The sequence below is a fragment of the Draconibacterium sp. genome (genome assembly GCF_041583095.1).
Taxonomy (GTDB): domain Bacteria; phylum Bacteroidota; class Bacteroidia; order Bacteroidales; family Prolixibacteraceae; genus Draconibacterium.
The window spans coordinates 1-24,646 of the sequence record NZ_JBFHGM010000047.1; the positions used below are offsets into that span (position 1 = coordinate 1).

The 24,646-nt window shown below is 41.7% G+C and carries 24 protein-coding genes; 13 read left to right on the forward strand and 11 right to left on the reverse strand.

Features of this window, described 5'->3' with window-relative positions; genetic code table 11:
- Nucleotides 1–111: 111 nt before the first annotated feature.
- From ABZB17_RS06645 to fabF, 12 genes are all read left to right on the forward strand, one after another.
- On the forward strand, nt 112–342 hold the full coding sequence (locus ABZB17_RS06645) for a thioredoxin family protein (protein ID WP_372648782.1): 231 nt from the start codon (nt 112–114) through the stop codon (nt 340–342).
- A gap of 59 nt (nt 343–401) precedes the next feature.
- Complete coding sequence (locus ABZB17_RS06650; RefSeq protein ID WP_372648784.1) at nt 402–839, forward strand: nitrophenyl compound nitroreductase subunit ArsF family protein; 438 nt, start codon at nt 402–404, stop codon at nt 837–839.
- A gap of 5 nt (nt 840–844) precedes the next feature.
- Entirely contained in the window at nt 845–1,558 is a 714-nt protein-coding gene (locus ABZB17_RS06655) for an aromatic aminobenezylarsenical efflux permease ArsG family transporter (RefSeq protein WP_372648786.1), read from the forward strand.
- A gap of 44 nt (nt 1,559–1,602) precedes the next feature.
- Nucleotides 1,603–1,770: a hypothetical protein gene (locus tag ABZB17_RS06660; RefSeq protein ID WP_372648788.1), complete on the forward strand. Its 168-nt coding sequence runs from the start codon at nt 1,603–1,605 to the stop codon at nt 1,768–1,770.
- 109 nt (nt 1,771–1,879) lie between these two features.
- Nucleotides 1,880–2,902 carry a permease gene (locus ABZB17_RS06665; protein ID WP_372648790.1) on the forward strand — a complete coding sequence of 341 codons (1,023 nt, stop codon included), beginning with the start codon at nt 1,880–1,882 and terminating at the stop codon, nt 2,900–2,902.
- A 150-nt stretch (nt 2,903–3,052) separates the two neighbouring features.
- Entirely contained in the window at nt 3,053–3,826 is a 774-nt protein-coding gene (locus ABZB17_RS06670; RefSeq protein WP_372648792.1) for a pyrroline-5-carboxylate reductase family protein, read from the forward strand.
- Nucleotides 3,827–4,108: 282 nt separating this feature from the next.
- Entirely contained in the window at nt 4,109–5,041 is a 933-nt protein-coding gene (locus ABZB17_RS06675; RefSeq protein ID WP_372648794.1) for a magnesium transporter CorA family protein, read from the forward strand.
- A 261-nt stretch (nt 5,042–5,302) separates the two neighbouring features.
- Nucleotides 5,303–5,635, forward strand: coding sequence for an ArsR/SmtB family transcription factor (locus ABZB17_RS06680; protein WP_372648796.1), 333 nt, complete (start codon nt 5,303–5,305; stop codon nt 5,633–5,635).
- A gap of 27 nt (nt 5,636–5,662) precedes the next feature.
- Nucleotides 5,663–6,088, forward strand: a complete 426-nt coding sequence (locus ABZB17_RS06685; RefSeq protein ID WP_372648797.1) for an arsenate reductase ArsC — start codon at nt 5,663–5,665, stop codon at nt 6,086–6,088.
- Between the two features lie 34 nt (nt 6,089–6,122).
- On the forward strand, nt 6,123–7,154 hold the full coding sequence (arsB, locus tag ABZB17_RS06690) for an ACR3 family arsenite efflux transporter (RefSeq protein WP_372648799.1): 1,032 nt from the start codon (nt 6,123–6,125) through the stop codon (nt 7,152–7,154).
- Nucleotides 7,155–7,306: 152 nt separating this feature from the next.
- Entirely contained in the window at nt 7,307–8,137 is an 831-nt protein-coding gene (locus tag ABZB17_RS06695; protein WP_372648800.1) for a nitroreductase family protein, read from the forward strand.
- A 118-nt stretch (nt 8,138–8,255) separates the two neighbouring features.
- Nucleotides 8,256–9,539, forward strand: a complete 1,284-nt coding sequence (gene fabF, locus ABZB17_RS06700; protein ID WP_372648802.1) for a beta-ketoacyl-ACP synthase II — start codon at nt 8,256–8,258, stop codon at nt 9,537–9,539.
- 558 nt (nt 9,540–10,097) lie between these two features.
- On the opposite strand, the gene ABZB17_RS06705 is transcribed toward fabF, so the two are convergent.
- From ABZB17_RS06705 to ABZB17_RS06755, 11 genes are all read right to left on the reverse strand, one after another.
- Complete coding sequence (locus tag ABZB17_RS06705; protein WP_372648803.1) at nt 10,098–11,201, reverse strand: lipid II:glycine glycyltransferase FemX; 1,104 nt, start codon at nt 11,199–11,201, stop codon at nt 10,098–10,100.
- A gap of 720 nt (nt 11,202–11,921) precedes the next feature.
- Nucleotides 11,922–13,391 carry a TlpA family protein disulfide reductase gene (locus ABZB17_RS06710; protein WP_372648805.1) on the reverse strand — a complete coding sequence of 490 codons (1,470 nt, stop codon included), beginning with the start codon at nt 13,389–13,391 and terminating at the stop codon, nt 11,922–11,924.
- Nucleotides 13,392–13,758: 367 nt separating this feature from the next.
- The gene (cobO, locus tag ABZB17_RS06715) at nt 13,759–14,274 is read right to left on the reverse strand and encodes a cob(I)yrinic acid a,c-diamide adenosyltransferase (RefSeq protein ID WP_372648807.1); all 516 of its coding nucleotides are present in this window, start codon (nt 14,272–14,274) and stop codon (nt 13,759–13,761) included.
- A 295-nt stretch (nt 14,275–14,569) separates the two neighbouring features.
- Nucleotides 14,570–15,850: a DUF3570 domain-containing protein gene (locus ABZB17_RS06720; RefSeq protein WP_372648809.1), complete on the reverse strand. Its 1,281-nt coding sequence runs from the start codon at nt 15,848–15,850 to the stop codon at nt 14,570–14,572.
- Between the two features lie 13 nt (nt 15,851–15,863).
- Complete coding sequence (locus tag ABZB17_RS06725) at nt 15,864–16,079, reverse strand: DUF4266 domain-containing protein (RefSeq protein ID WP_163326218.1); 216 nt, start codon at nt 16,077–16,079, stop codon at nt 15,864–15,866.
- Nucleotides 16,080–16,081: 2 nt separating this feature from the next.
- On the reverse strand, nt 16,082–17,068 hold the full coding sequence (locus tag ABZB17_RS06730) for an FAD:protein FMN transferase (RefSeq protein ID WP_372648811.1): 987 nt from the start codon (nt 17,066–17,068) through the stop codon (nt 16,082–16,084).
- Nucleotides 17,068–17,526: a thioredoxin family protein gene (locus ABZB17_RS06735; protein WP_372648813.1), complete on the reverse strand. Its 459-nt coding sequence runs from the start codon at nt 17,524–17,526 to the stop codon at nt 17,068–17,070. Before ABZB17_RS06735 ends, ABZB17_RS06730 begins: the two co-directional genes overlap by 1 nt.
- Nucleotides 17,527–17,648: 122 nt before the next feature.
- Nucleotides 17,649–18,005, reverse strand: a complete 357-nt coding sequence (locus tag ABZB17_RS06740) for a hypothetical protein (RefSeq protein ID WP_372648815.1) — start codon at nt 18,003–18,005, stop codon at nt 17,649–17,651.
- 32 nt (nt 18,006–18,037) lie between these two features.
- Entirely contained in the window at nt 18,038–18,955 is a 918-nt protein-coding gene (locus ABZB17_RS06745) for a mechanosensitive ion channel family protein (protein ID WP_372648817.1), read from the reverse strand.
- A 703-nt stretch (nt 18,956–19,658) separates the two neighbouring features.
- On the reverse strand, nt 19,659–21,875 hold the full coding sequence (locus ABZB17_RS06750) for an amino acid permease (RefSeq protein ID WP_372648819.1): 2,217 nt from the start codon (nt 21,873–21,875) through the stop codon (nt 19,659–19,661).
- 155 nt (nt 21,876–22,030) lie between these two features.
- Nucleotides 22,031–22,381 carry a thermonuclease family protein gene (locus ABZB17_RS06755; protein ID WP_372648821.1) on the reverse strand — a complete coding sequence of 117 codons (351 nt, stop codon included), beginning with the start codon at nt 22,379–22,381 and terminating at the stop codon, nt 22,031–22,033.
- Nucleotides 22,382–22,514: 133 nt separating this feature from the next.
- Between ABZB17_RS06755 and ABZB17_RS06760 the strand changes: the two genes are divergently transcribed.
- Nucleotides 22,515–24,059, forward strand: a complete 1,545-nt coding sequence (locus ABZB17_RS06760; protein ID WP_372648822.1) for a DASS family sodium-coupled anion symporter — start codon at nt 22,515–22,517, stop codon at nt 24,057–24,059.
- Nucleotides 24,060–24,646: the final 587 nt, after the last annotated feature.

A 24,646-nucleotide genomic window follows, 5' to 3' on the forward strand; every position in this document is an offset into this window, starting at 1 on the left:
AACTGGGCAGAAGCACAGGAGTTGTTTAAGAATTTTCTGAAGATAGATTAATAATTTTGAGCAAATAGTTTGTGTTTCAGCGAACAATAAATCAAAAAAACCAAAAGAAAGATGGAGATAAAAGTTTTAGGAACCGGCTGTGCCAAATGCAAAAAGCTGGAAGAAAAGACAAGAAACGCCGTAAGTGAATTGGGCGTTGAAGCATCGATTGAAAAAGTGGAAGACATATACAAAATCATGCAATTTGGGGTGATGAATACTCCGGCGCTTGTTGTTGACGGAAAAGTTGTAATGAGCGGACGACTGCCGGGAGATAAAGAACTGAAGGAATTATTATCGTAATAACGAATAACAAAACCGATTCAGAATTACAAACATCAACAACCTTTAACAGAAATATGATGAAAAAACTAATCAGTATTTTAAGTATTATGCTGTTTGTTGGAGCCATTTCAGCAAATGCACATTGTTGTTCAGGAGCGGCAAAAAGTGGCCCAAATGCAGCGGGTGATGGTTGTGCCGTAACTCCGCAATCAAGTGAGGTAAAAGCCTATTATTTTCATGCCACAAAACGATGTGTTACCTGCGAGGCAGTTGAAAAAGTAGCAAAGAAAACAATTGAAGAAAATTACAAAGGAAAAGTAACTTTCGAGTCTATTAATCGTGAGGAGGATAAGAACAATCCTTTGGTAAAAAAGTATAAAATCAGCGGACAAACGCTGTTACTCGTAAAAGGCGACGAAATGGTTGACCTTACTAGTTCTGCATTTATGAATGCACGCACCAAACCCGAAAAATTTGAAAAGCGCTTAAAGTCTGAAATCGACGAACTGCTCTAAGCAAGATGGAGGTATTACAAACAATTTTTGAGAATTCAGAAATTCCGATATTGTCGGCGTTTATGCTGGGGCTAATGACAGCCATTAGCCCTTGTCCGCTGGCAACCAACATTACGGCAATTGGCTACATCAGTAAAGATATTACCAGCCAGAAAAAAGTATTTCTGAATGGTTTGGTTTATACCTTGGGACGTGCTTTTTCTTATACCGCAATTGGTTTGCTGTTTTTTTTTGGTGCCAGTCAGTTCGAGTTCTCATCTTTTTTTCAAACCTGGGGTGAAAAAATTTTGGGTCCCTTACTGATAATAATTGGCCTGTTTATGTTGGGCGTTTTGAACCTGTCTGTTCCGGGTGTTGGGGCGCTAACTGAGAAAATGCAAAGCAGATCGAATAAAGGATTTTGGGGCGTGTTGTTACTGGGAATTGTTTTTGCCCTGGCCTTCTGTCCGTATAGTGGCGTTCTTTATTTTGGAATATTAATTCCGATGACCATAAGCAATGCCAGCGGCTTGTATCTGCCAGTCGTTTTTGCTGTTGCAACCGGAATTCCGGTAATCATTTTTGCCTGGTTAATTGCCTTTAGCCTTGGCTCTATCGGTAATTTGTACAACAAAATGAAAAGCTTTGAGATCTGGTTTCGCCGGGTAATTGCAGTGTTGTTTATTGGAGTAGGTATTTATTACGTTCTTACTTTGTTTGTTTTGCCATGGATGAGATAATCTGTTATTGTAAAAATATAAGCGAAGCAGAAATTCGGTCTGCAATGGATAAAGGTGCAAAAAGCCTGCAGGAAATAAAAGCAACAACCGGCGCATGTACCGGTTCGGATTGTAAAACGCTAAATCCAACTGGAAAATGTTGCGCCGATGATATTCGCCAGATATTGGGAGAACAAAAGTCTGAAAAGCCAAAGTGTTGCTGTTGTGGATAATGGATGTAGCAGTTATTAGAATGTTACAGCAGTTGATGAAATAAAAAATTTTAAAGAAATAGTTCGTAAAAATACGAATGGTGAAAAGATGAGAGAGAAAGTGATTTCATTGAACAGAAAAACGAACGGTTGGTTGTTACCGCTATTTCTATTGCCCGGTTGGCTATTGCTTTACATGAATCTGCAAAACATTGCCGATGTAATTGTCGACGATGTGGCCGGGATGACTGCCGGGAAACATTTAACCGAAACCCTGCGCTTTTTTATTTACGAAGTACCTAAAGTAATGCTACTGCTGGTGCTCATTATTTTTGGTGTGGGTATTATCCGTAGTTATTTTTCAACCGAAAAGACCCGGAAAATGCTTCAGGGAAAATCGCTGTTAACCGGAAATGTAATGGCGGCATTATTGGGCATTGTAACTCCGTTTTGCTCGTGTTCGGCAATTCCGCTGTTTCTGGGATTTGTTGAAGCTGGAATTCCAATTGGCGTTACCTTTTCGTTTTTAATTGCTGCGCCCATGGTAAACGAGGTTGCTCTTGTTTTGTTGGTTGGATTGTTTGGCTGGAAAGTGGCACTTATTTATGTGGGTACCGGTTTAACGATTGCCATTCTCTCGGGGTGGCTGATAGGCAAACTTAAAATGGAAAAATATGTTGCCGAGTGGGTATACAGCGTAAAAGCAAATGCAGAAGGTTTGGAAGAAGAAAAACTTTCGTTTAGCGATCGTATTCAAAAAGGATTCGATTCGGTTCGCGAAATTGTAGGCAAAATCTGGATATACATTATTATCGGTATTGCTGTTGGAGCAGGAGCACATGGTTATGTTCCTGAAGATTTTCTTGGTTCCTTGCTTGGAAAGGAAAACTGGTATGGTGTTCCGCTGGCTATTTTAATGGGCGTTCCTATGTATTCCAATGCAGCCGGAATTATCCCCATTGTAAGTGTACTCATCGAAAAAGGAGTTTCGCTGGGCACAGCACTGGCATTTATGATGTCGGTAATTGCCCTGTCGCTCCCCGAAATAATTATCCTGAAAAAGGTATTAAAGTGGCAGTTGATTGCTGCGTTTGTGGGCATAGTTGCGGCCGGAATTGTAATTGTTGGCTTCATTTTTAACTACGTGATGTAACTATTTCAACTAACGATAAAACTCAAAAAAATGAAACGAATATAAATTTTCTTCATTCTAAATTCGTTAATATGAGTGATTAAAATTTATGTGAGTTCCTGAATGTATTCAAATTTTTTGAACATTCAGAAATCAAAAAATTTTAAACAGATGAAAACAAAAACCATTGGATTTATTGGTGGCGGAAGGATCACTAAGATCTTTTTGCAGGCGTTTAAAAACAAAAAAGTTGTTTTTGAGAACGTTAAGGTATTCGAACCAAACAGCGAAACGCTGAGTGCACTCCAAAATTTATTTCCGGATATTGAAGTTGCCGATTCGGCGAAAGATGCAGCCAAAAATGAATTGGTGGTTTTGGCTGTTCATCCGCCGGTAATGGCCGAAACTCTGGCTGCCATAAAAGATGTTGTAACAGAAGATACGCAGGTGCTTTCGCTGGCACCAAAAGTTACGATAGAAAAGATTTCTGGCGCTTTGGGAACTTCAAACGTTGTACGAATGATTCCTAACGCTACATCCTTTATTAACAAAGGATATAATCCGGTGGCTTTTCATCCTGAAACCGACAAAAAGACTAAAAAGAGTTTCCTGAAACTGTTTAAAGCTATGGGCAAAAACTTCGGGGTTGAAGAGCATAAACTGGAAGGATATGCCATTGTTTCAGCCATGTTGCCAACCTATTTCTGGTTTCAGTGGGAAGAGATGCTTAGAGTTGCTGTTGCCACCGGTTTAGATGAAAATGAAGCAAAAAAAGCGATAGAGGCCACATTGAAAAAATCGCTGTCCATTTTCTTTAAATCAGGAATGACGGCCGAAGAGGTGAAAGACCTTATTCCGGTAAAACCGATTGGCGATGCTGAAGAGCAGATCAAGGAAATTTACGAGACTAAATTGTTGGGTTTATATGATAAGATCAAGGCTTAAAAAAGTTACTGATTTAATGAAAGTGAAGGAGGGGTGCCAAAAGGTTTACCCTCTTTTTTTTGATCTCCGAAACCATAAATATTTTGGTCTTTAAAAGATCATTAACGTATTTTTTAGAACAATAGCCGGATTTTGGCCGTTTAAAATTAACTTTGCAAGCGAATTCAAAAAAAAACAAAAATTAATATGGACGAAGGCCCGTATCATAGAGAATTAAAAAATAACTCTTACCACTAGGAGCATATTGCCTCCTGTTGGTAGAAAAACAGAGGAGGTAATACCATGTTGAAAATTTTCAAATCATTTGGCGGTTATATTGAAATTGATAAGCCGGAAAAAGGCTGCTGGATTAATGTAACAAAACCTACTGCCAACGAAATAGAATTACTTATTAAAGACTTTAATGTACCCCAGGATGTTGTACGCGATATTCTCGATGCCGACGAACGCTCGAGGATTGAACACGATGATGACTGGTCACTGATCATTATTCGTATTCCGGTGCCCGATAAGAACAACGGAGTTCCGTATTTTACGGTTCCACTTGGTATTTTTATGACCGAAAGTTTTACCATCACGTTGTGTCAGGTTGAGAATGAGGTTTTGCCCTACGATAGTCCGTCGCTGTACCGCGATAGCAAGCGACAGGTTAAAGACGTGCTGAACTTTTCATTGAAACTGTTTCTGCGCACCGCCAATACCTACCTGAGTTACCTAAAATACATTAACCAGCAAACGGCTATTATTGAGCAGGATCTGGAAAAGTCGATCCGAAATAAGGAATTGAACCGACTGCTGAAAATGGAAAAATGCCTGGTGTTTTTTATAACCTCGATAAAAGCCAACGAACTGGTTTTGGCCAAACTGAAAAATGGAAACCGGAAATCGATTAGCGAGATCAACGAAGATCTGCTGGAAGATGCCATAATAGAAAACAAACAGGCGCTTGACATGGCACAGATCTACTCCGATATTCAAAGTGGAATGATGGATGCCTTTGCTTCGGTAATTTCGAATAACCTGAATGTGGTGATGAAACAGCTGGCTTCCATTTCCATTATTTTAATGATTCCAACACTTGTTGCCAGTTTTTATGGCATGAATATTCCGAATAACCTGGAAACCAGTCGATGGGCATTTTTTCTCATCCTCGGTATTTCAATAATTCTGGCACTAATCGGTATTCTTATTTTCCGAAAACGCGAGTGGTTTTAAAACCAATATGCCTTTAGTAAATAATTCTACTTTAACAGATTATCTTTTCAATACAATTTTTTGGACTTTTACCCCGACACTAAAGGGTGAAACCCAAAAAATCAATCTGGTTCCCTTTAGGGTTTAGGGTAAAACAGATTGAATTTTTCAATGAATCTGTTAAAGTAGAAATAATCAGTTTACCTTAATTTAACGATTTGTTTAGATGTATATATACGTCGGAAATCAATTTGACGTATATTTGCGTCCAAATAAAAAGCAATGGTACAATCAAAAACAGATTTATTCGATGAGGACCTGAAAACCCAGGCCGCCTGGTTTAAGGTGTTGGCGCATCCGGCTCGTTTAAAAATATTGCAATACCTGTCGGAAGCGAACAGTTGTATTACCGGCGATCTTTCGGAAGAATTACCATTGGGAAGAACCACCGTAAATCAGCACATTAAAGAGTTAAAGGAAGCAGGTTTAATTCAGGGACATATCGAAGGAGTCAGAACAAAATATTGTCTGAATCCGAAGAAAATTACTGAGGTAAAAGCCATAATCGAACAATTTTTACGCGGCCTGAATGTGAGAGATTATGAATGTAAATAACAAGATAATTTAATTAGTATACACAAAATGAAAGTATTAATTCTTTGTACAGGTAACAGTTGCCGCAGCCAAATGGCACACGGTTTTTTACAATCGTTTGACGAACGTATTCAGGTAGAATCAGGTGGTACCGAAGCATCGGGGAAACTCAACCAAAAAGCCGTTAAAGCAATGGCCGAAATTGGTATCGATATCAGTGGGCATTCTTCTGATTCGGTTCAGAAATTTTTGAACGACCAATGGGATTACGTAATTACCGTTTGTGGTGGTGCCAACGAAAGTTGCCCGGCTTTTTTCGGAGAAGTGAAACACCGCCTGCACATTGGTTTCGACGATCCGTCGCATGCCACCGGCACCGACGAGTTTATCTGGAGCGAGTTTATCCGGGTACGCGACGAAATTAAAGAACGTTTTTACAAACTGTATGAGCACGAGATTAAACCACAACTGTAGTTCAATTTTTGTATAACGGTTAATGGAACAAGAAATGGCTAACAGCAAAAAGCAAATCGGTTTTTTTGAAAAATATCTGAGTCTGTGGGTGGCAATTTGTATTGCTGTGGGAATTGGCATCGGGCACTTTGCCGGAGACAGCATCCAGGTATTGAGCAACATGGAGATTTACAAGGTGAATATTCCGGTTGCCATTTTAATCTGGATGATGATTTATCCCATGATGCTTCAGGTCGATTTTTCGAGCATAAAAAACGTTGGGAAGCGCCCCAAAGGTTTAATTCTCACCTTAGTTGTAAACTGGCTGATAAAACCTTTTACCATGGCATTTTTTGCCTGGATATTTTTCTCAAAACTATATTCGGCTTTTATTTCGCCCGAGCAGGCCGGTGAATACATTGCCGGTGCAATTTTGCTGGGTGCAGCGCCATGTACAGCAATGGTTTTTGTGTGGAGCTACTTAACCAACGGAGATCCGAACTACACGCTGGTGCAGGTTTCGGTTAACGACCTGATTATTTTGGTGGCTTTTATCCCGATTGTGGGATTTCTTTTGGGAATAACAAACATTACCATTCCTTACGACACGCTGGTTGCGAGTATAGTTGTATTTGTGGTTGTGCCGCTTTTGGCGGGTTACCTTACCCACAAACTGCTGGTTAAAAGAAAAGGCGAAGAATGGTTTAAGAACACCTTTCTTCCGAAGTTTAAACCGGTTTCAATAATTGCCTTGTTGCTTACACTGGTTTTATTGTTTGCTTTCCAGGGGGATATTATCGTTAAAAATCCGCTGATTATTGTGCTGGTTGCCATTCCGCTGGTTATTCAAACCTACTTTATCTTTTTTATTGCGTGGTTTGGCGGCCGGAAATTAAAATTACCACACGCAGTTTGTTCTCCGGCAGCAATGATCGGCGCCAGTAACTTTTTCGAGTTGGCAGTGGCCGTAGCAATTGCGTTGTTCGGTTTACAATCGCCGGCAGCAATGGTTACAGTAGTGGGTGTTTTGGTCGAAGTACCGGTAATGTTATCGCTGGTGCGACTGGCGAATAAATGGAAATACTAATTCCTCTAAAATCGTTTTAAGATGAAGAACAGGTAACAGGTAGCTACAGCGCTAAATGTTACCTGTTTTTTGTTTTACCCCTTTCGCAGAGACTCAAAAAGAGTGTTCTCAGGGCAACTGCTATCTTTGTACCACCAAAAATAAAAACCAAAATGATCGATTTTAAAATAGATAGGCAGAAATGCACCCAATGTGGTTTGTGTGCTGCCGATTGCCCAACACTGGTGATAAACCCAAAAAGCGAATACCCCGAAATTAAAGAAGGAAAAGAAGCACAGTGTATAAAATGTCAGCACTGTTTGGCTATTTGTCCAACGGCAGCGCTTTCAATCTGGGGGAAGAAGCCGGAAGACAGCATTCCGGTTAAAAAGAATATTGTAGAGCCGGATAAACTGGCGCAACTGATAAAAACTCGTCGTTCAATTCGCAAGTTTAAAACTGAAGAGATAGCGCCGGAACTTATTCATGAATTGTTGGCAACAGCTGCCTATGCACCAACGGGTCACAATAAAAATGAAGTGTTGTTTTCGGTAACCGAAACAAAAAGTGAGTTAAGTAAATTGCGCAATGCAGTTTATAACGCGATTAAAGAAACAAATGCTGCAGGAAAAATTCCTGAACGAATGGCATTTTTAAACGATCTGCAGCGCTTGTGGGAAAGCAAACAAATCGACGTTCTTTTTCGCGATGCACCACATGTGCTAATTACTTCGGCTCCCAAAAATGTTGCGTCGCCCGATGCTGATTGTCATATTGCGCTTAGCTATTTCGAGTTGCTTGCCAATACTTATGAAATCGGAACTTTATGGAATGGTTTTATAAAAATGGTAATGAAAGTTCTTGCTCCGGAGTTGGGAAGCCAGATTGGTATTCCGGAAGACCATGAACTGGGCTATGTGTTGCTTTTCGGAAAACCGGCCGTAAAATATGCCCGCTCTGTTCAAAGCGAAGGACTGCATTTGAACCGCATTAAACTGGATTAAAACCAGAAATTGCCGAAGGTATAAAGTTCATCTTTTAAATAAGTGCTTATATTTGCTTGAGAATCATAACAGCTGATAGTGTTGTTGTGAATAAATCGAAAACTAAATCATAACCAGCTTGGCATATCCCGAACAGGGGTGCCGTTTTATTATGGAAAAACGACGAGTTGTAATCACCGGGCTTGGAGCACTTACGCCTATCGGAAATAATATAAACGAATTTTGGGAGAATGCGGTGGCCGGAACCAGCGGTGCAATTCCCATCACCAAATTCGATACATCCAATTTTAAAACCAAATTTGCCTGCGAAATAAAAGGCTTTAATGCAAACGAGCATCTCGACCGGTCGGATATAAAATGTACCGACCTGTTTTCGCAATATGCCCTGGTTACTACCGGCGAAGCTTTGCTGGATAGTGGTTTGGATTTGGCAAGTATCGATCCGTACGACATTGGCGTGATATGGGGATCGGGCCAGGGCGGCATGGATTATTACGAAAAAGAAGTAAAAGTTTATGCCAAAACCGGCGTGCCTCGTTTTAGCCCGATGCTGGGGCCCAAAATGCTGATCAATATGGGAGCCGGAATCATTTCCCTGAAATATGGTCTTAAAGGAATGTCTTTTACCACTTCGTCGGCATGTGCCACCTCCAACACGGCAATAATGGATGCTTTTAACTACATTAAGCTTGGTAAAGCAAAGGTTTTTGTTACCGGTGGATCGGAAGCCGGAATCATAGAAATGGGAATAGGTGGTTTTAACGCCATGCGCGCCTTGTCGGTAAATAACGAACACCCCGAGCTGGCATCGCGGCCGTTTGATGTAAACCGCGACGGTTTTGTGATGGGAGAGGGAGCCGGAACATTGATTCTGGAAGATTACGAACATGCCAAAAAACGTGGCGCTAAAATATATGCCGAAATTGTAGGCGCTGCCATGACATCGGATGCCTACCATGTGGCAGCATCGCACCCCGATGGCGAAGGCGCTTCAAAAGCGATGGAGTTTGCATTGAAGGAGGCCGGTGTAAGACCCGAAGAGGTGGATTACCTGAATGCACACGCTACTTCAACACCAATTGGCGATATAAGCGAAATAAATGCCATACGACGCTTGTTTGGCGAAAATCCGCAGAACCTGAAGATCAGTTCATCAAAATCGATGACCGGCCATTTGCTGGGAGCTGCCGGAGCAGTGGAATCTATCCTATGCATTAAAGCTATCGAAAAGGGGATAATCACTCCTACAATAAACACTACCGAGGTTGATCCGGTAATCCCGAACACGATAAATATTATTACCGGAGAAAGTGTACATGCCAAGGTTGATTTGGCTATTACCAACAGCTTTGGTTTTGGTGGACACAACGCTACCTTGGTTTTTAAGAAGTGGAAAGAATAGGTTGCTCGCAGATTTCGCGGATTTTCGCAGATGGATAGAAATTGATCGGCGTTATCAGCGAGAAACTTCTATAAATAAAACATTTACGATTTCCGGAAATAACCAACAGGAATAAAGTTGTGGACTAACGACAGCATTTCATAAAAATAGTCAGATTACGAGGCGCATACAGCTGTTGAGCGTTGAACAACTGATTATTTGCGCCTTTGATTTACTTTCTCATCAACCCCGGGTTTCACCCGAGGTTAATCATGTTTTATCCCTTGGGATAGGAGGCAAAATTCCAAAGTTAATACGAGTTAACTGAGCAGTTATGTTTGAACCCAAAATCTTTTTTATGGCGCTGAAAGCGTCAAAAGTGAATAACCCGGTGTTGTAGCACCGGCAGACATGAATGACGCGAAATCGTCCGGCGAAATAAGTCAATCGAAGCCAGGTGGTTCTTCCGGACGAAATGAAAAGGGCAATACTTATAAAAATGCGGAGTACTTTCTGAAAAAAGACCGGGGCTGTATAATGAAATAGAAATACAGCCCCGGCCTTTATGCTTTCATTGGGTTATTTCTGCGCCTCCTGTAAACGAAAAATATCGTACTGTTTTTGGTCGTATGGATAATCCCAGCATCCCATTCGGTGGTAGAGATCGCCGCCAAAGCCTTTTTTGTAAATATGCACGCCATGTAAAGGGTGACTGCTGTCTAAGTTAGGTGCCGAGCCAAACATATCGTATTCAGTGCAACCCCATTCTTTCGAGATTCGTATCGACTCCCATTGCAGCGCATAACTGGCCATTAAATTATCTTTACACGTTGAAGAGGCACCATACAGATAGGTTCCGCGTTTTCGCGATAGAACCAAAAACATCGACGACAGAAAACGCCCGTCAATATCGGCCATAAGCATTTTTACGGTTACGCCGTTTTTACTGTTGTCCTGGTTTCTCAGAATAGACGAAAAGTAGTCCTGGCTTTGCAAAGCCATATTATGACGCATGGCCGTATCGAAGTATAATTTATACCAGTCGCCAATTTGCTCCAGCCCGTATTCGCGCACCCGTATTCCCATTTTGTTGGCTTTGCGTACGTTGTAGCGGGTATTGTAGCGCATGTTGTACATCAATTCCTGCTCGTTTAAAGTAAGGTCGAGAAAGAAGGTATTTTTTGGCAGGTTGTCCTCGATACTCTTTTTTACATTCCCGGTAACGGTGTTAAAATTTACGCGGTATTCCTGCGTATGGGCGGGTGGCGGGCCAATCCAGTTTCCCTGCTCATCAAAATAATCATCCTCGGCAGCCCACTGGTTTTCCCAGGTCAGATCGTAACGAATAAAAATACAGTTGGCGGGCAGGTGCGGTCGTATCGATTCGGATACCTGCTCTAAAAGCAGCCCCTGGTTTTCGAAAGTGGGCTCCATTTTCGGGCCGTACGGAACATAGGCAAAACAAGCGTTAGGATTTACATACTTAATCAGTATCAGCAAATCTTCCCCTTTTTTCTCGAGCGAATTGGCGCTTGTAACCAGTAAATCGCGCGAAATGGTAAGTTCAAAACCTTTCGGAATAAAACCCTGGTTGCGTTTTATACGGCCCCAAAAAGTGGTTTGCGGTAATACGTTTGTGGTTTGTAGTTCTTCAATGTCTTTTTTTGCCAGTTCGCAAATCATACTTCCCTGATTATAATTTCTGTTTGGGCCGCGAAACTATATAAATCATTAGCGAATTAAAATTATGTAGTGGTGATCTTTAATAAGTTAAACCAGAGATAACATGCAGGTTAATGTTTCGGTTTTTAATTCATTACAAAATCAATCGCTCTTTGTCAGGGAGACAAAACAGCTGCTTACCCCCACCTCGAAGGTGCCTCTACCTACCTCCGAGGTACCCCCCTGTATCTCATAAGTACCCCTATTCACCTCTGAACTACATCCACCAAGTTCAGAACTACAATTATTAAGCTTAGAGCTCAACAGTTGGAGTTATGAAGTACTTATTTGAAGCTCAGAGGTGCCTTTAAGTAGCTCCGGGCTGCCTGTTTGAAGCTAAAAGCTACTTATTTGAAGCTCATAGCTACTTGTTTGAAGTTATGAGGTACTTGTTTGAAGTTCGGAGGTGTCTGTTTTAAGTTTTAAGGTATCTGTTTAAAGCTCAGAATAACTTGTTTGTAGCTCATAGCTCCAATTCTTAACTTCTGAGGTAAACGATGAGAGTTAAGAGGTTGGGGTGTTGGCAAAAGATCGGGGAATTGTAGAATAGCCCCGACGCAATTCATCTGTTTCCGGGTTTTGCCAGGTTGTAATACCTTGGTATATTAACCACGCGAGGGGATTAGTGAAATGGGGCCACCAGGGCCCCTGTTACCATGTTAAATTCTGTACCTATTATTGCTATAACAATGTTTTTATTTTCGAAATTGTCTGAGGATTCATTGGTCTTAAGTCGCTACCAGCTTCAATAATGTGACCTTTTTTGTTTATCAACATATAATGCGGGATTCCATTTATATCCAATGCTTTCCGAATATTTCTACTTTGCTTCTTATCGCAATAATAATGTTGTCCATCGAGTTGCATTTGGGATAAAGCCAACTTCCATTGTTTTTCATCCGAATCGATGCAGATATACACAAACTCAATATCCTCACCAGCTAACTTTTCTTTTAGTTTTTTTGAATTTGGCATTTCTGCCTTACACGGTCCACACCATGTTGCCCAAAAATCGATGTAGATAACTTTTCCCTGATTCTTTGCAAAAATTGAATCGATTAGCGATTCGCCTGCCGTTTCAGTCAATTTCGACAAAGTTGCATTCGAATTTATTTCAGGATTGTTTATTTGTTTTTCTAAGTTGCTGTAGTAATTGGTTAATGGGATTTTCAGAGACGATTCGTGTACGTTATCATCCAGCAGTTTTTTGTTGTTGGTGAAGAATTCCAGATCATTTTGATTCAATCTCTGGTAAAACAGGTTTCCAATAAGCATTTGTCTAAAAAGTCCATCATGGTGCTCATTGATCAAATTTTTTGCTAATTCCTGATAATATTCCTGCGCCGAGAGCGTGGTGTCTTTTAATGTTCGTAAAGCGTAGTTACTTGTATAAAGACTCATCAATTGGTAAATTTCCGTATTCACAATCGAATCAGAAAAATTGGTGCTGATATTCTCTAAAAAGCTATAATAATCATCCGGCACATCCAATTCTTTAAAACTTTTTAGATTTCTTATATTCCCGTAAAGAAATGGGAAATGCAGCAGTGCTTTTTGGTAAGCTATAGTTACGTAATCTTTTGTCCATGCATTCACTTCGTGAGTAGGTTTGAACTCTTTTACAAATTCACGTTGTTTGTTATCTGTAAGTAACTTCACACTGTCGCAGAAAAGCCGGAATTCGCTTAGCTCCATTCTGTTTGTTTCCCTATTATTAAAACCAAGTACATAATATTTGCTGTTTAAGAACTTGTTTAAACCGGTATTGGATTTCTGACGATCTCCTGAGAATTGAATATTGCCAATGTCTGCAAAGTCAATTCCAATATGAATTGAATCGCCAGGGTGTGCAATAATTTGCCCAACTATTGGATCGATGGTTATATCTTGTGGTTTGTATAAATCAAACACAAACCTGAAAGTACCATCGTTTTTTATTGAATCGGAAAAAGTAGTTTTTTTGCCTCTGAAATCGACAATGTTTAGCGTGAACTCTTTTGTATTGGGATAAACGTTTAGGTTTTCTACATTTCCGGTGATTACGGTTAGTGTTGCGTTTTGTTTATCGTGCTGTTTTTCAGCGCAGCTTCCTAAAATAATTGCTGATAAAAGAAAAGGGATAATTTGGAGAGTAATAATTTTTCTGATCATTTTTTGGTTTGTTTGTTAATGGATCTGAATGATTTGATTTAATGTCAAATATAGAGTTTAAAGGTGTTGAAAAGTTGTAATTATTGTTGTCTTATGTTAATCCAGGATTCAACATTAGTTTCCTGTGATAAGCACAAAGGTTACTTCCAGCTTATTGTTGCGGATTTCTAAGAGCATCAGTGTCAGGCAAGAACATAACGCTGAAGAAATGAACAGAGAGAAGGTACTCCGATTTTTTAGCAGTACAGGGGCAAACGGTTAACAGCGTTTTTTAATCTAATAATTTCCCTTGGCTTTGCCATGGGATTCCTCTTTTCTCCCCGTTGAGGGGAGATGTCAGCCTTTATGGCTGGCAGAGGGGTGAATTTTAAAACTCAATTCCTTTACGAGCCGGCACACCTTTTTTGTAGTAATGTTTTACTTCTTTCATTTCGGTAACCAGGTCGGCCAGTTCAATAATTTCGTAGGGGGCATAACGGCCGGTAAGCACCAGCTCCAGGTTGGCGGGTTTGGTGGTAATCAACTCCGTTACTGCTTCAACAGAAATAAGCTTATAGTGTAGTGCAATAAAAATTTCATCCAGAATAATTAAATCATAGCTTTCGGATTGCACCAAAGTTTTAATCTCATTCAAACCTTGTTGTGCCGTTTCAATATCGGAATCAGTAGGTTGCTTTTTAATAAAATATCCGTTGCCGAATTGTTTTACTTCGGCTTGCGGCAGGTAGTTTTGTACTGCCTTTATTTCGGAGTAGGTTTTTCCTTTTACAAACTGGGCGATAAACACTTTTTTATCTGCTCCGGAGGCACGCAAAGCCAATCCAAAAGCTGCTGTTGTTTTTCCTTTGCCGTTTCCGGTGTATATGTGTACGTAGCCTGTCATACTAAATTTGGTTTTTGGCAAAAGTAGAGGTTTTTGCTTTCCATAGGACTTTAACATAAAAAAGTCCGGGGCTGTATTTGTAAAAATAATACAGCCCCGGGCTCTAATTTTGATCTGGTATTGCAAACTTGCCTGACGGGAGTAAGCTTTGTTGCAGCTTTTTTAGTTTTAATAAATGTTGTCAGAAATTCCTCACCACTAAGAACACGAAGGACCAGGTTTACTAACAAAATTCAGTAATTTTTTTCGTGTACTTTGTGCCTTCGTGGTTTTTCTTGCTAATTTCATCCGCTTTTTAATCAACCACAAACTTCACCCCAAACGAAAACATCGATGCGGAGAATGCTGAATCGCGGTCGTATTTATGGTATTTTAAATCGATACTTTTTAAGCCCAGTTTCCAGATGTGCCATTTTGTAAACACATCGGTGTAGCTAACGCCAAACCCGTAGTTATTGGCCGAAAATTCCGACAGGTCGTAGTCAGAGGTGTAAAATTCTTCGGTAGATAAATGCTCGTTGTACGGCGCAAAATAGTCGGCTGCCGTTTGGTTATAAAACCGGTACGACGGGTACAGCGTAAACTTATCGGTAATTTTTACCGGGATTTCAATGCTTGCCGTGTGCGAAGTAATTCCCCAATCGTCGGTGTAATACCGGTAAAAGGTTCGCAAGGTTACCCGGTGGTTTACAAAATAGTTGAGGCGGGCCCCCAGCGCAATTTTAAAGCGCGTGTCGGGCAGCTGCTCAATATCGTCTGCCAAATGGAAGTTCTCGTAGAAATAATCTTCCTTATCGGCAAAATAAATGCGGTGAAACGGGGTCGACAACAATCCATCCTGCAAAATAAAATCGGCCGAAACATAACCTGTCATCCGGCTCGACAGGATTTGCGAAAGACCGATACCCGCCGAGTAAGAGTTCCGTCCTTTGCTGCTATGTTCGTTAAACGACGGATCGTAACCGGGAACTAACTGTTGAAATGAACTTCCCTCATCCGGCCTTAGTTCGATAGGGTAGATGAGGCTCCAGGTATCAAGGAACACGTTGCCATTCAGCGATAACTCGGTGTTCTTTTCGTTGAACAACCAGGTGCGTCCTCCGCCGAATCCAATCGAAATATAATCGAATTCGGCAGAACCCGATAGGTTGGCATTCCACAGCCGGTTTCTGTCGTCGGAGCTGTGGCTGTAACTTCCAAGCACATTTCCCCATACATCCGATTTTGATGCGCCGCTACTGGCCACAAAAGGGTCGGCCGGCTGTTTGCCATCGAAAGGGTTTACGTTACTTGATGATGCCGAAGTGTAGGCCGAAATGTTCGCGTTTATAGTCAGCACGTCGTCGTCGTTCAACGGAACAGCCACGATTATAGTTGGCGAAAAATCGGTAAGTTCCTCGGTTCCCCGGCCACCTGTAACAGCGGCATTTTCTCCATCCTGCTCGTAATAGTTCAGCAGAATATCTATCTCTGTATGTTCCAGTACGCGTTTTTTGTATTCGCCCGCAGCATTGTCGTCCTGGGCGCTAACAGCAAGCACTGAAGCAATCAATAATAAACTCAATAAATACTTCATGTTTTAACTGGATTTAATTGCAGCCGCATCCGCCACCGGTTTTACCTCCGTTTGCTCCCGAAGCAGCCTCTCTGTACGATTGAAAAGTAGTTTGAAATTTGTCGATCTTGCGGTCGGCCAAGGCCATATCCGGATCGTTTATATTTACCTTTTCGTACTCCTTAAGCACTGTGCACGAACTGAAAAGCATGATGCCCAGTCCTGCCAATAAAATGATCTTTTTCTTCATCCTCATTCTGTTTCGATTTTAATATTTTCTGATTGATGAATATTTCCTTTATCGTCAACGATTATACATTCTATTTGAGGCAACTGGTTAATGCGGTCGAGACCCACATCAATACCCATTACAAAAACTGATGTTGCCAGTGCATCGGCCAGTTCGGCCTTAGGTGCAAATACAGTAGCACTTATGATGCCGTGTGCCGGATAACCGGTTCGCGGATCGATGATGTGTGTGTAACGTATTCCGTTGAATTGTACATATTTTTCGTAGTCGCCCGAAGTTACCACCGCACCATTTTTGATGGGTAGCAATGCAAAAGCCTTGTCTTTGCTCATCGGGTTGGTAATGGCTACTTTCCAGTACGAGCCATCGGGTTGTTTGCCCCAGGTATTCATATCGCCCGATGCGTTAATGATTCCGGCACTCACACCTTTGCTCATCAGCAATGCTTTGGCTTTGTCGGCAGCATAACCTTTGCCAATGGCACCAAAACCGATCTTCATTCCCTCTTTTTGCAGGAAAACGGTTGAAGCTGCTTTATCCAGCACAATGTTCTTATAGCCGACCTTTGCCACTGAGGCCGCAATGGTTTCTTCCGAAGGCATTTCGGTCATACTTCCATCGAAATGCCAGATGCGGTCCATCGATGCATAGCTGATGTCGAAAGCACCGTCGGTTAATTCTGAAATACGAATGGCCCGTTCAATCAGCGTAAAAAGTTCGGGCGATACCTTTACAGCTTGTACGCCTGCATTTTTATTTATCGCCGAAGTTTCTGAATTCGCATCCCATGATGAGATCAGCTTCTCGATACGCTGAATTTCAGCAACCGCCAGATCTATATAGCCGTTTCCTTCCTGCTCGTTGTTGGCGACAACACTAATGTCGAAGCGGCTTCCCATAAGTTTTAGTGTTCGTTTGTAAGGTTGCTGGCAAAAAACCGGCAGCCCCAGTGTTACTAAAACCAATAGTATTGCTATGTGGCGAACCATTAGTTCACAAAGGTTTCAAGATGTTTGATGTATTCGTTGGGCGAGAGTTTTTTGTAGCCCGTTTCACCCAGCACTTTACCGTTTTCATCCAACACTACCACCAGCGGGAAAAAACCTTTTTGGTTGTACTTCTCGGCCAGTTCTTTGTTGGCTTTCACCTGCCCGCTGTTGGGCTGATTCTTTTTTTGGCGCGGGAAATCGGCTTTATAAAGCACAAAATGCTCGGCCGAATAGTTTTTAAATTCATCTGAACTCCATATCTCGTTCTCCAGTTTCATACACGGCGCACACCAATCTGACCCGGAAAATACCAGGATGACGGGTTTGTCTTCTGTTTTTGCAGTTTGTAATGATTGCTGAAAATCGCTTTGCCAGTTTTGACCAAACGAGATACCCGAAAGAATAAGGGTAAGTAGAAAAGTCAATGAGGCACTTTTTAAAATTAGTTGTTTGCTCATTGTTTTATTCTGTTAAAATTATCGAATCATGTAGATTTTTCGATATGTATAACTTAATAGCGTACAAATTGTTTTGCCATATTGTAAATTTAACAGAATTTAAATGTAGAGAGGGTCTGCAGTTATTCTTGTTTAGGAATGTTAAGCTGGACGTTTACAACGAGTTGAAAACCCAGCTGTTCTGCTTTGTCAACATCTTTTTCGTTAAGTCTGATTACAATTAAGTTTCCGGTAGAACAAAAACAGGCCAGGCAAAATGGGCCGGTGTCATATGTGACTCTGTCTACCGAATAAACAGCAATGTTGTGGTCTTCAAGATAGTTTGTTACTGCGTGTTTGTAATCGCCGGTATCTTCGTAAAAGTCGTCCCAGCCATTCATACAGCCGGTTTCAACAATATCCATTTCAACGCCTTTTTCATCATTGCATGAAGCAATAATAAACAGCAGTAGCGAAAATACAGGAACAATCCGTTTCATACAGCAGTTTCGTGAAAGATGATTTTGTTGGTTTAAAGGTTGCGTTGTTGTACTTCTCTTACTTCGCCTGCTTTGTAAAAACGCGTTGTAGGATAGGCAAATTCAATATTGGGTTCTTTGTTAAAAGCGGTAAGTATGTTTTGCCATATTATATTCTCCGATCCCCGTCGTTGTCGCGGATTGCATAAGTAGCGAATGGTTAAACATACCCCAAAATCGATTACTTTGGTATACACAATTGGTGTGAGGTGTTTGTAGTAGATCATATAGTTTTTGCTGGCTTCCATTATCTCTTTCTGTGCTTTTACATGAATGTCTTTTGAGTAGTCCTGAATGATGGTTTCGAGTAATTCTTTCGATTTTTGCCAGTTGCTTTCAAATGTAACAACCACTTTTATTTCGTTCCATATGTACTCAAAACCCGTGCTGAAATTCGCCTGTGGTTCGAGAAAAACCTTGCCGTTGGGTAGGTGAATAATGCGGCCGGTACTTTGGTCGGCGTCAACCCAGTTCCCGATTTCAAGAATGGTAAACTGAAATGACCGGATATCGATAACATCTCCGGAGTGTGGGCCAACCTGCACACGATCGCCCACATGAAAAGGTTTACGCACGACGATAAAAAACCACCCGGCCAGGTTCGTGATAGGATCTTTTAACGCAATGGCAATACCTGCAGTAAATAAGCCCAGGAACGTGCCAAATTCTTCAAAGGCATGAATCCAAACTGCACTGATCAATATTAAGCCTGAAAAAGGAATAATAAACGAGAGGGCACGTTTCCATGAGTAGCGGATTTTTACGTTTTGCGTTTGCCGCCAAACAATACGCAGAATTAACAGGCGGATGATCGACAAAAAGATCAGGATAAGAATCGAGATAATTATTTTGTGCTGGGTGGCAGCACTCAAACCTGTTTGGTCGGTAATAAATTCGTTTATCTCCCTCATTACTATCCCGATTAGCGTTTAGCGGAAGTTACGAAATATTTTGTTTTGTTCAATTATACAAATTGAATTGCATGTGATAATTATAAGATTGGAGCCTGCAAACATGTCCTTAACTTTCAAAAAAAATACTAATCGTTACCTTATTTAATAAAACTGGATAAAATTGTGAAGATAAGATTGGTATTTGCCCTATCAGGCGGATTTTACTCTTTGGCTTAGCCCAAACAGTAAACAGAAAACCCAAGGCTGCGTCCGCTTCCCTCGGAAAAGCTACGTGATACCGCCTAAAATTCCTGAAACTCCCCCCGAAACTTCGGGGCTCCTCAAACAACAGTAATTTTTTAACGTCGCCATCACTTGTTTTCCGGCTCACCGCCCGAGGCCGAAGCTTCGAAGTTAATTTCCTAATTTGCCAACCTTGCATAAGTGGAACGGCCTCTTTTGGTCTTTGTCCGAAGTTGAAATAAAACCTTAATGAGAGCGGGAAGCTCCGAGGGTGCGAGGAGATCACCCGTCCGAATTTAGGTTTTATGAAAACGTAGGGGGAAGATCAAAAGTAGCCTTGAACTTTCTGCTTCGTCTTTGCTTCAAGGCAAAGATGAAGGCCTCCGGCAGGAGATTTCAGCAAAAATATTCCTATAATCGGTAACTATTTCCTAAAAATCGGATTAAGATTTGCGATAACTACAGTAATGAATTTCCGCTACTCTATTGCTTTCTGTTCTTTCGAATGAACAAACAAAATAGTACCCAGGTCGTCGTAGCCTGCAAAAGTGTTTTCTTTTTCATGTTTTACCATTTCTTCGCGCAGCCCCACCAAAATCAAACCGGCATCTTTCGATGTTTTATTGATAATTGCCCGCGTAGAAATTTCATCGGTGCGCTGAATGATCTTGATATTTTTTTCTGTAATCGGCATCCTTCCCGACAGCACCAGCTTTTTCATTTCCTGTTTTGATTGCTGCACTTCGTTTTCGTGACAAACCACAAAAATTTCGATGCTCGCCTTTTTTAAATCAGGATGCCCCAGAATAATAAAACTCAGCAAAATCATCAGGTTGGCATTCTCGGTGTCGAACGAATTGATCCACACATGTATACCATTCTGAATTTTCATTTTTTTAGGCGACGATGCCAACACACAAATATCAAAATCGCCACTGTTTACCAATGCAAAGTTCTCAATAATTCTTCCCAGGTTATCGGGTTTTTCTTTGTTGTATTCAAAAATAACCATGTTATTCTCCATACCCGCAACACCCGGAATTTGGATGGCCTGTGCAATGGCCGAGGTGTACGATGGCGAAATAATTGTATCGATGTAAACGTAGTTTTCTTCGTCAGCTTCTTCAAGCATAAGATTTAACATCTCGTCAGCTTTTTCAACGGTTTTTGAGGAATAATAACCTTCTATGAGGTATAAAAAAGTTCCAAATCCGTATTTGTACGAAATCCAGCTTAACAACTGAAATGCGCGGTTATTGTGGGTGGTTTTATCCGAAATGCAAATGGCACTGGGACGCCACTCGTTCTGTTTTACCATTTTTTTGCGTTTCTGCAGGTGCACCTGCAACTTCCTGTTCAGCTGGAAGAGCGAGTTGGCAAACAGCGATGCAAAGTCTTTGCGGTGTTTGTGGTAATGGTTAATGTACAGGTAAATCAGTGTCATAGCTCCGGCTGACAGCAAGGCGTATGAGGTGCTGATTTTAAACATCACCCAAATAGAAACAAGGAATCCGACCAGCGAGAGATACCAGCGCGAGCGGAAAGTAGGGCGGTACGATGGTGAAGCTCCAAAGTGATTCAGAAATGAGATGAGACACAAGGCGCCATAAGTAACCATAAAAAACATTGAGATGATAGACGCAACGGCATTTACATCTCCCAATGCCACAAAAACAAAGGCAATGGCCACGGTAACTATCGATGCATTTTGTGGCTCGTTGTCGGCTGCATTTCCTTTGGATAGCCAGCGGTTAATTCGTTTCGATGGAAAAGCATGATCAAGCGCCAGCGCCTGCAACGTTCGTGGTGCTACCATTACCGAACCCAAGGCAGACGAAATGGTTGACGCCGCCAACCCAAGCGGTACGATTACCGATCCGGCAATGGCAATTTTACCCATAATTAACTGATGCTCCAGCAAATCGGCTGTTGATGCCGACATGGTTAGTTTATACACAATAAAAATGTAAAGTATCATGCCCGAAACCGTTGCCAGCACTGTTCCGAGCGGAATGGATTTCGATGGATTTTTTAAATCGCCCGAAAGTCCAACACCGGCCGTCATTCCTGTAAACGCCGGGAAAATAATGGCAAAAACAACAAAGAAATTCTCAAAATTCCGAAACTGATCTTTCGAAAAAGGCAGATGGGCCGATTGCGAAAACTCTGTCGATCCGAGAAAGAACATAATAATGGAAACAAACAAAACAGCCACCACAAAATAAAGCGCTTTAACACCCAGGTTGGCACCTTTTTTTATTATCAAAAAAGCCAGACCGGCCATAACAGGCAAACTGATGGCCTGCCGCGGCAGAAGAAAATCGTATTTATCGGCCAACAGGTTAAAAAAGAACTCAAAGGCCTCGGTAAAAGCTATAACATAAAATGCCACACTGATGGCCTGCGAAAAGAAAAGCGCAATACCAATTGTGGCACCAATATTCAGTCCGAACGAGCGCGAGATGATAAAATACTCGCCACCGCCTTCAACACGTTTATTGGTGGCAATCTCGGAAATGGCAAGTGCCGTTGGAATGGTTACCAGGTGCCCAAGGAAAATAATCAGGATAACGCCCCAAAAGCCCAGCGTGCCTACTGCATAACCAAAACGAAGAAATAAAATTGCACCTAAAATGGTTGATATGGCTGTGAGAAATACCGGAGCTGTTCCAAATTTGTTGCTTTGTGTAGTCATATATGTATTTTACAAATCTGCCTTAAAACAAGCATAATAAAAAGGTTTTAATGCTCGACAGAATGATTATGCGAGTTCCATGATTTCCTTAAAAATAAGCAATTATAAACGAATGAAAAGATAGAATGTTTTTTTGTTAATCAAGCAAATCCAAGTCAATATTCTACATATTTTGCAAAACCTTTTTCCACCAGCTCATCGTTAAGGGTTTGCTCGTTGTCGGTAAGGCGGATAGTCCCTATGTAACGGCCAAATTTACCCACCTCTTTGTCGGTTTCAACAATCACCTGGTTGTTGTTGTTCGTTATCCGCTCAATAACAAACGCTTTGGCTTTCATGCCATTTTTATATTCTTCCGAATCCCTTTTTACATTATAAGTTTCGGGGGTGTTTATGCCACGAAGGCGAATACGCTGAAAAGTGGTGATTTTAAATCCGAGGTCGATTACCAGGTCGATGGTGTCGCCATCAACCACACGGTCAACTGTTGCTTTGTAGGTGTACATATTTATGTGTTTTCTTCCCCTCAATATACGGATTTGGAAGCGAATAACGTAATTTATTCAACAGCTATTTATATTCGGCCTTTTGTATAAGTCGTTGTGTTGTATTAAATTCGGAAAGACGAATAAAACTAAAATGCCTGATTTAATACAATCGAAACCACATGGACTACGGCAGTGGGCTTTAATTGTGGCTCCGCTCATTAGTTTGTTGGTAATTCTTTTCGCCGACCTCGATCCGCAGAACCGGAACGTTACCTATTGTTTTGCCATTGCCTTATTGATGGCCATTTGGTGGATAACAGAAGCCATTCCTTTGGCAGCCACGGCTTTGTTACCGGTAGCACTATTCCCGTTGTTTGGCGTGGTTGACGGGAAAACGATTTCGGGCATGTATTTTAACCACCTGATTTTCCTTTTTATTGGCGGATTTTTAATGGCTTTTGCCATGGAAAGGTGGAATTTGCATAGAAGAATTGCATTGCGAATTCTGCTGGTGGTTGGCGTCAGTCCCGGGCGGATTTTATTGGGATTTATGCTGGCAACAGCATTTCTTTCCATGTGGATGTCGAATACGGCCACTGCCATGATGATGGTGCCGATTGCCCTTTCAATAATTATTAAGCTTGAAGAAAGTCTGGGCCAAAAGAAAATGGGGAAGTATGCAATCGGTTTGCTTTTGGGAATTGCGTATTCAGCATCAATTGGTGGCGTAGCAACGCTGGTAGGAACGCCTCCCAACTTGTCGTTTGCACGAATTGTTAGCATCATCTTCCCACAGATGACTGAAATTTCGTTTGCCGACTGGTTTATTTTTGCCCTTCCGGTTACGGTGCTGTTGTTTATTATGGCATGGCTCTTATTGTATATCATGTATAAACCTCAAAAAAGCTGGAAGAAGATTCACATCAACCAGTTTCGCGAAGAGTACCAGGCGCTGGGTAAAGCAAAACCCGAGGAGAAGATCGTACTGACCTTGTTCGTAATTCTGGCTTTTTTATGGATATTCCGTTCGGGGTTTACCATTCAGTCGTTCGAGATTCCCGGTTGGTCGCGGTTGTTCAAAAATCCGTCGTATATCAACGATGGTACGGTAGCCATTTTTATTGCGCTGTTGCTTTTTATTCTGCCATCGAAATCAGAAAAAGGCGAACGGCTAATGAACTGGAAAACGGCACGAAAAATTCCCTGGAACATTGTGCTTTTATTTGGTGGCGGATTTGCACTGGCGCAGGGATTTGTCGAGTCGGGACTTTCGGTGTGGTTTGGCGAGCAAATGGCCGGTCTTGCCAATGTAAAGCCAATTGTACTCACTTTTGCTAACGTAACAATGATGTCGCTTTTAACCGAACTAACATCGAACACGGCCACCACCGAAATGATTCTGCCTATTCTTTCGGGACTTTCCACCACCATCGAAGTTAATCCGCTGTTGTTAATGATACCAGCCACCCTGGCGGCATCGCTTGCTTTTATGTTACCGGTTGCCACGCCGCCCAACGCCATAATTTTTGGCACCAACCGCATCCGGGTGAAAGACATGGTTAAAACCGGAATACTGCTCAACCTGGCCGGAATTATTGTGGCCACATTGGTTATGTATTTCTGGGGTGTTTTGGTGTTTGATATCGACGTTTCGGTATTCCCTGATTGGGCTGCAGCTGCTGTTGGGGCCGGATAGTTAAAGCTCAGCGATTTAGCCACCCCACACAATTCAAGCCTTTGAGTTCCTATTTTGCTTTTTTGTTGGCAGCCGGGCTTTCCGCTCTACCTCTTTTGGCAAAGCCTGGTTTTTGTAAACGGTACGGGGGCTCCTTTCATCCGCCTCCATCCGTTAACAAAAACTTCACGCTTGCCTGCAACAGGGTGCCGCTGCAATCCCTGCCGGGGCGTTTCAAAGCAACCAATAAAAAGATTCGGGGGGATTCCATCTTTTTTTCACCCGAGGTTAATCCTATTTTATCCCTTCGGGATATTGGCGCTGAAAGCGGCGAATGTGAATAACCTGGTGCGTTAGCGCCGGGCTGAAATGACCGGAGGGCAATCGTCCGGCGAAGTTAGCTGATCAAGGATCGCCCGAACTTCCGGACGAAAAACAACTGTTCTTCTTTGATCGTATTTCACAAAAAAAGCACCCAACCCGCAGGATGGATGCTTTTGTTCTCCACAAATCAAACCTGTTTATATGTCTTCGCCCGAAGTTGGAGGAATAGGTTCCGCTTCTTCAGGCTCACTGTCGGTACGTCCCTGGCGTGCAGCCAGCTCATT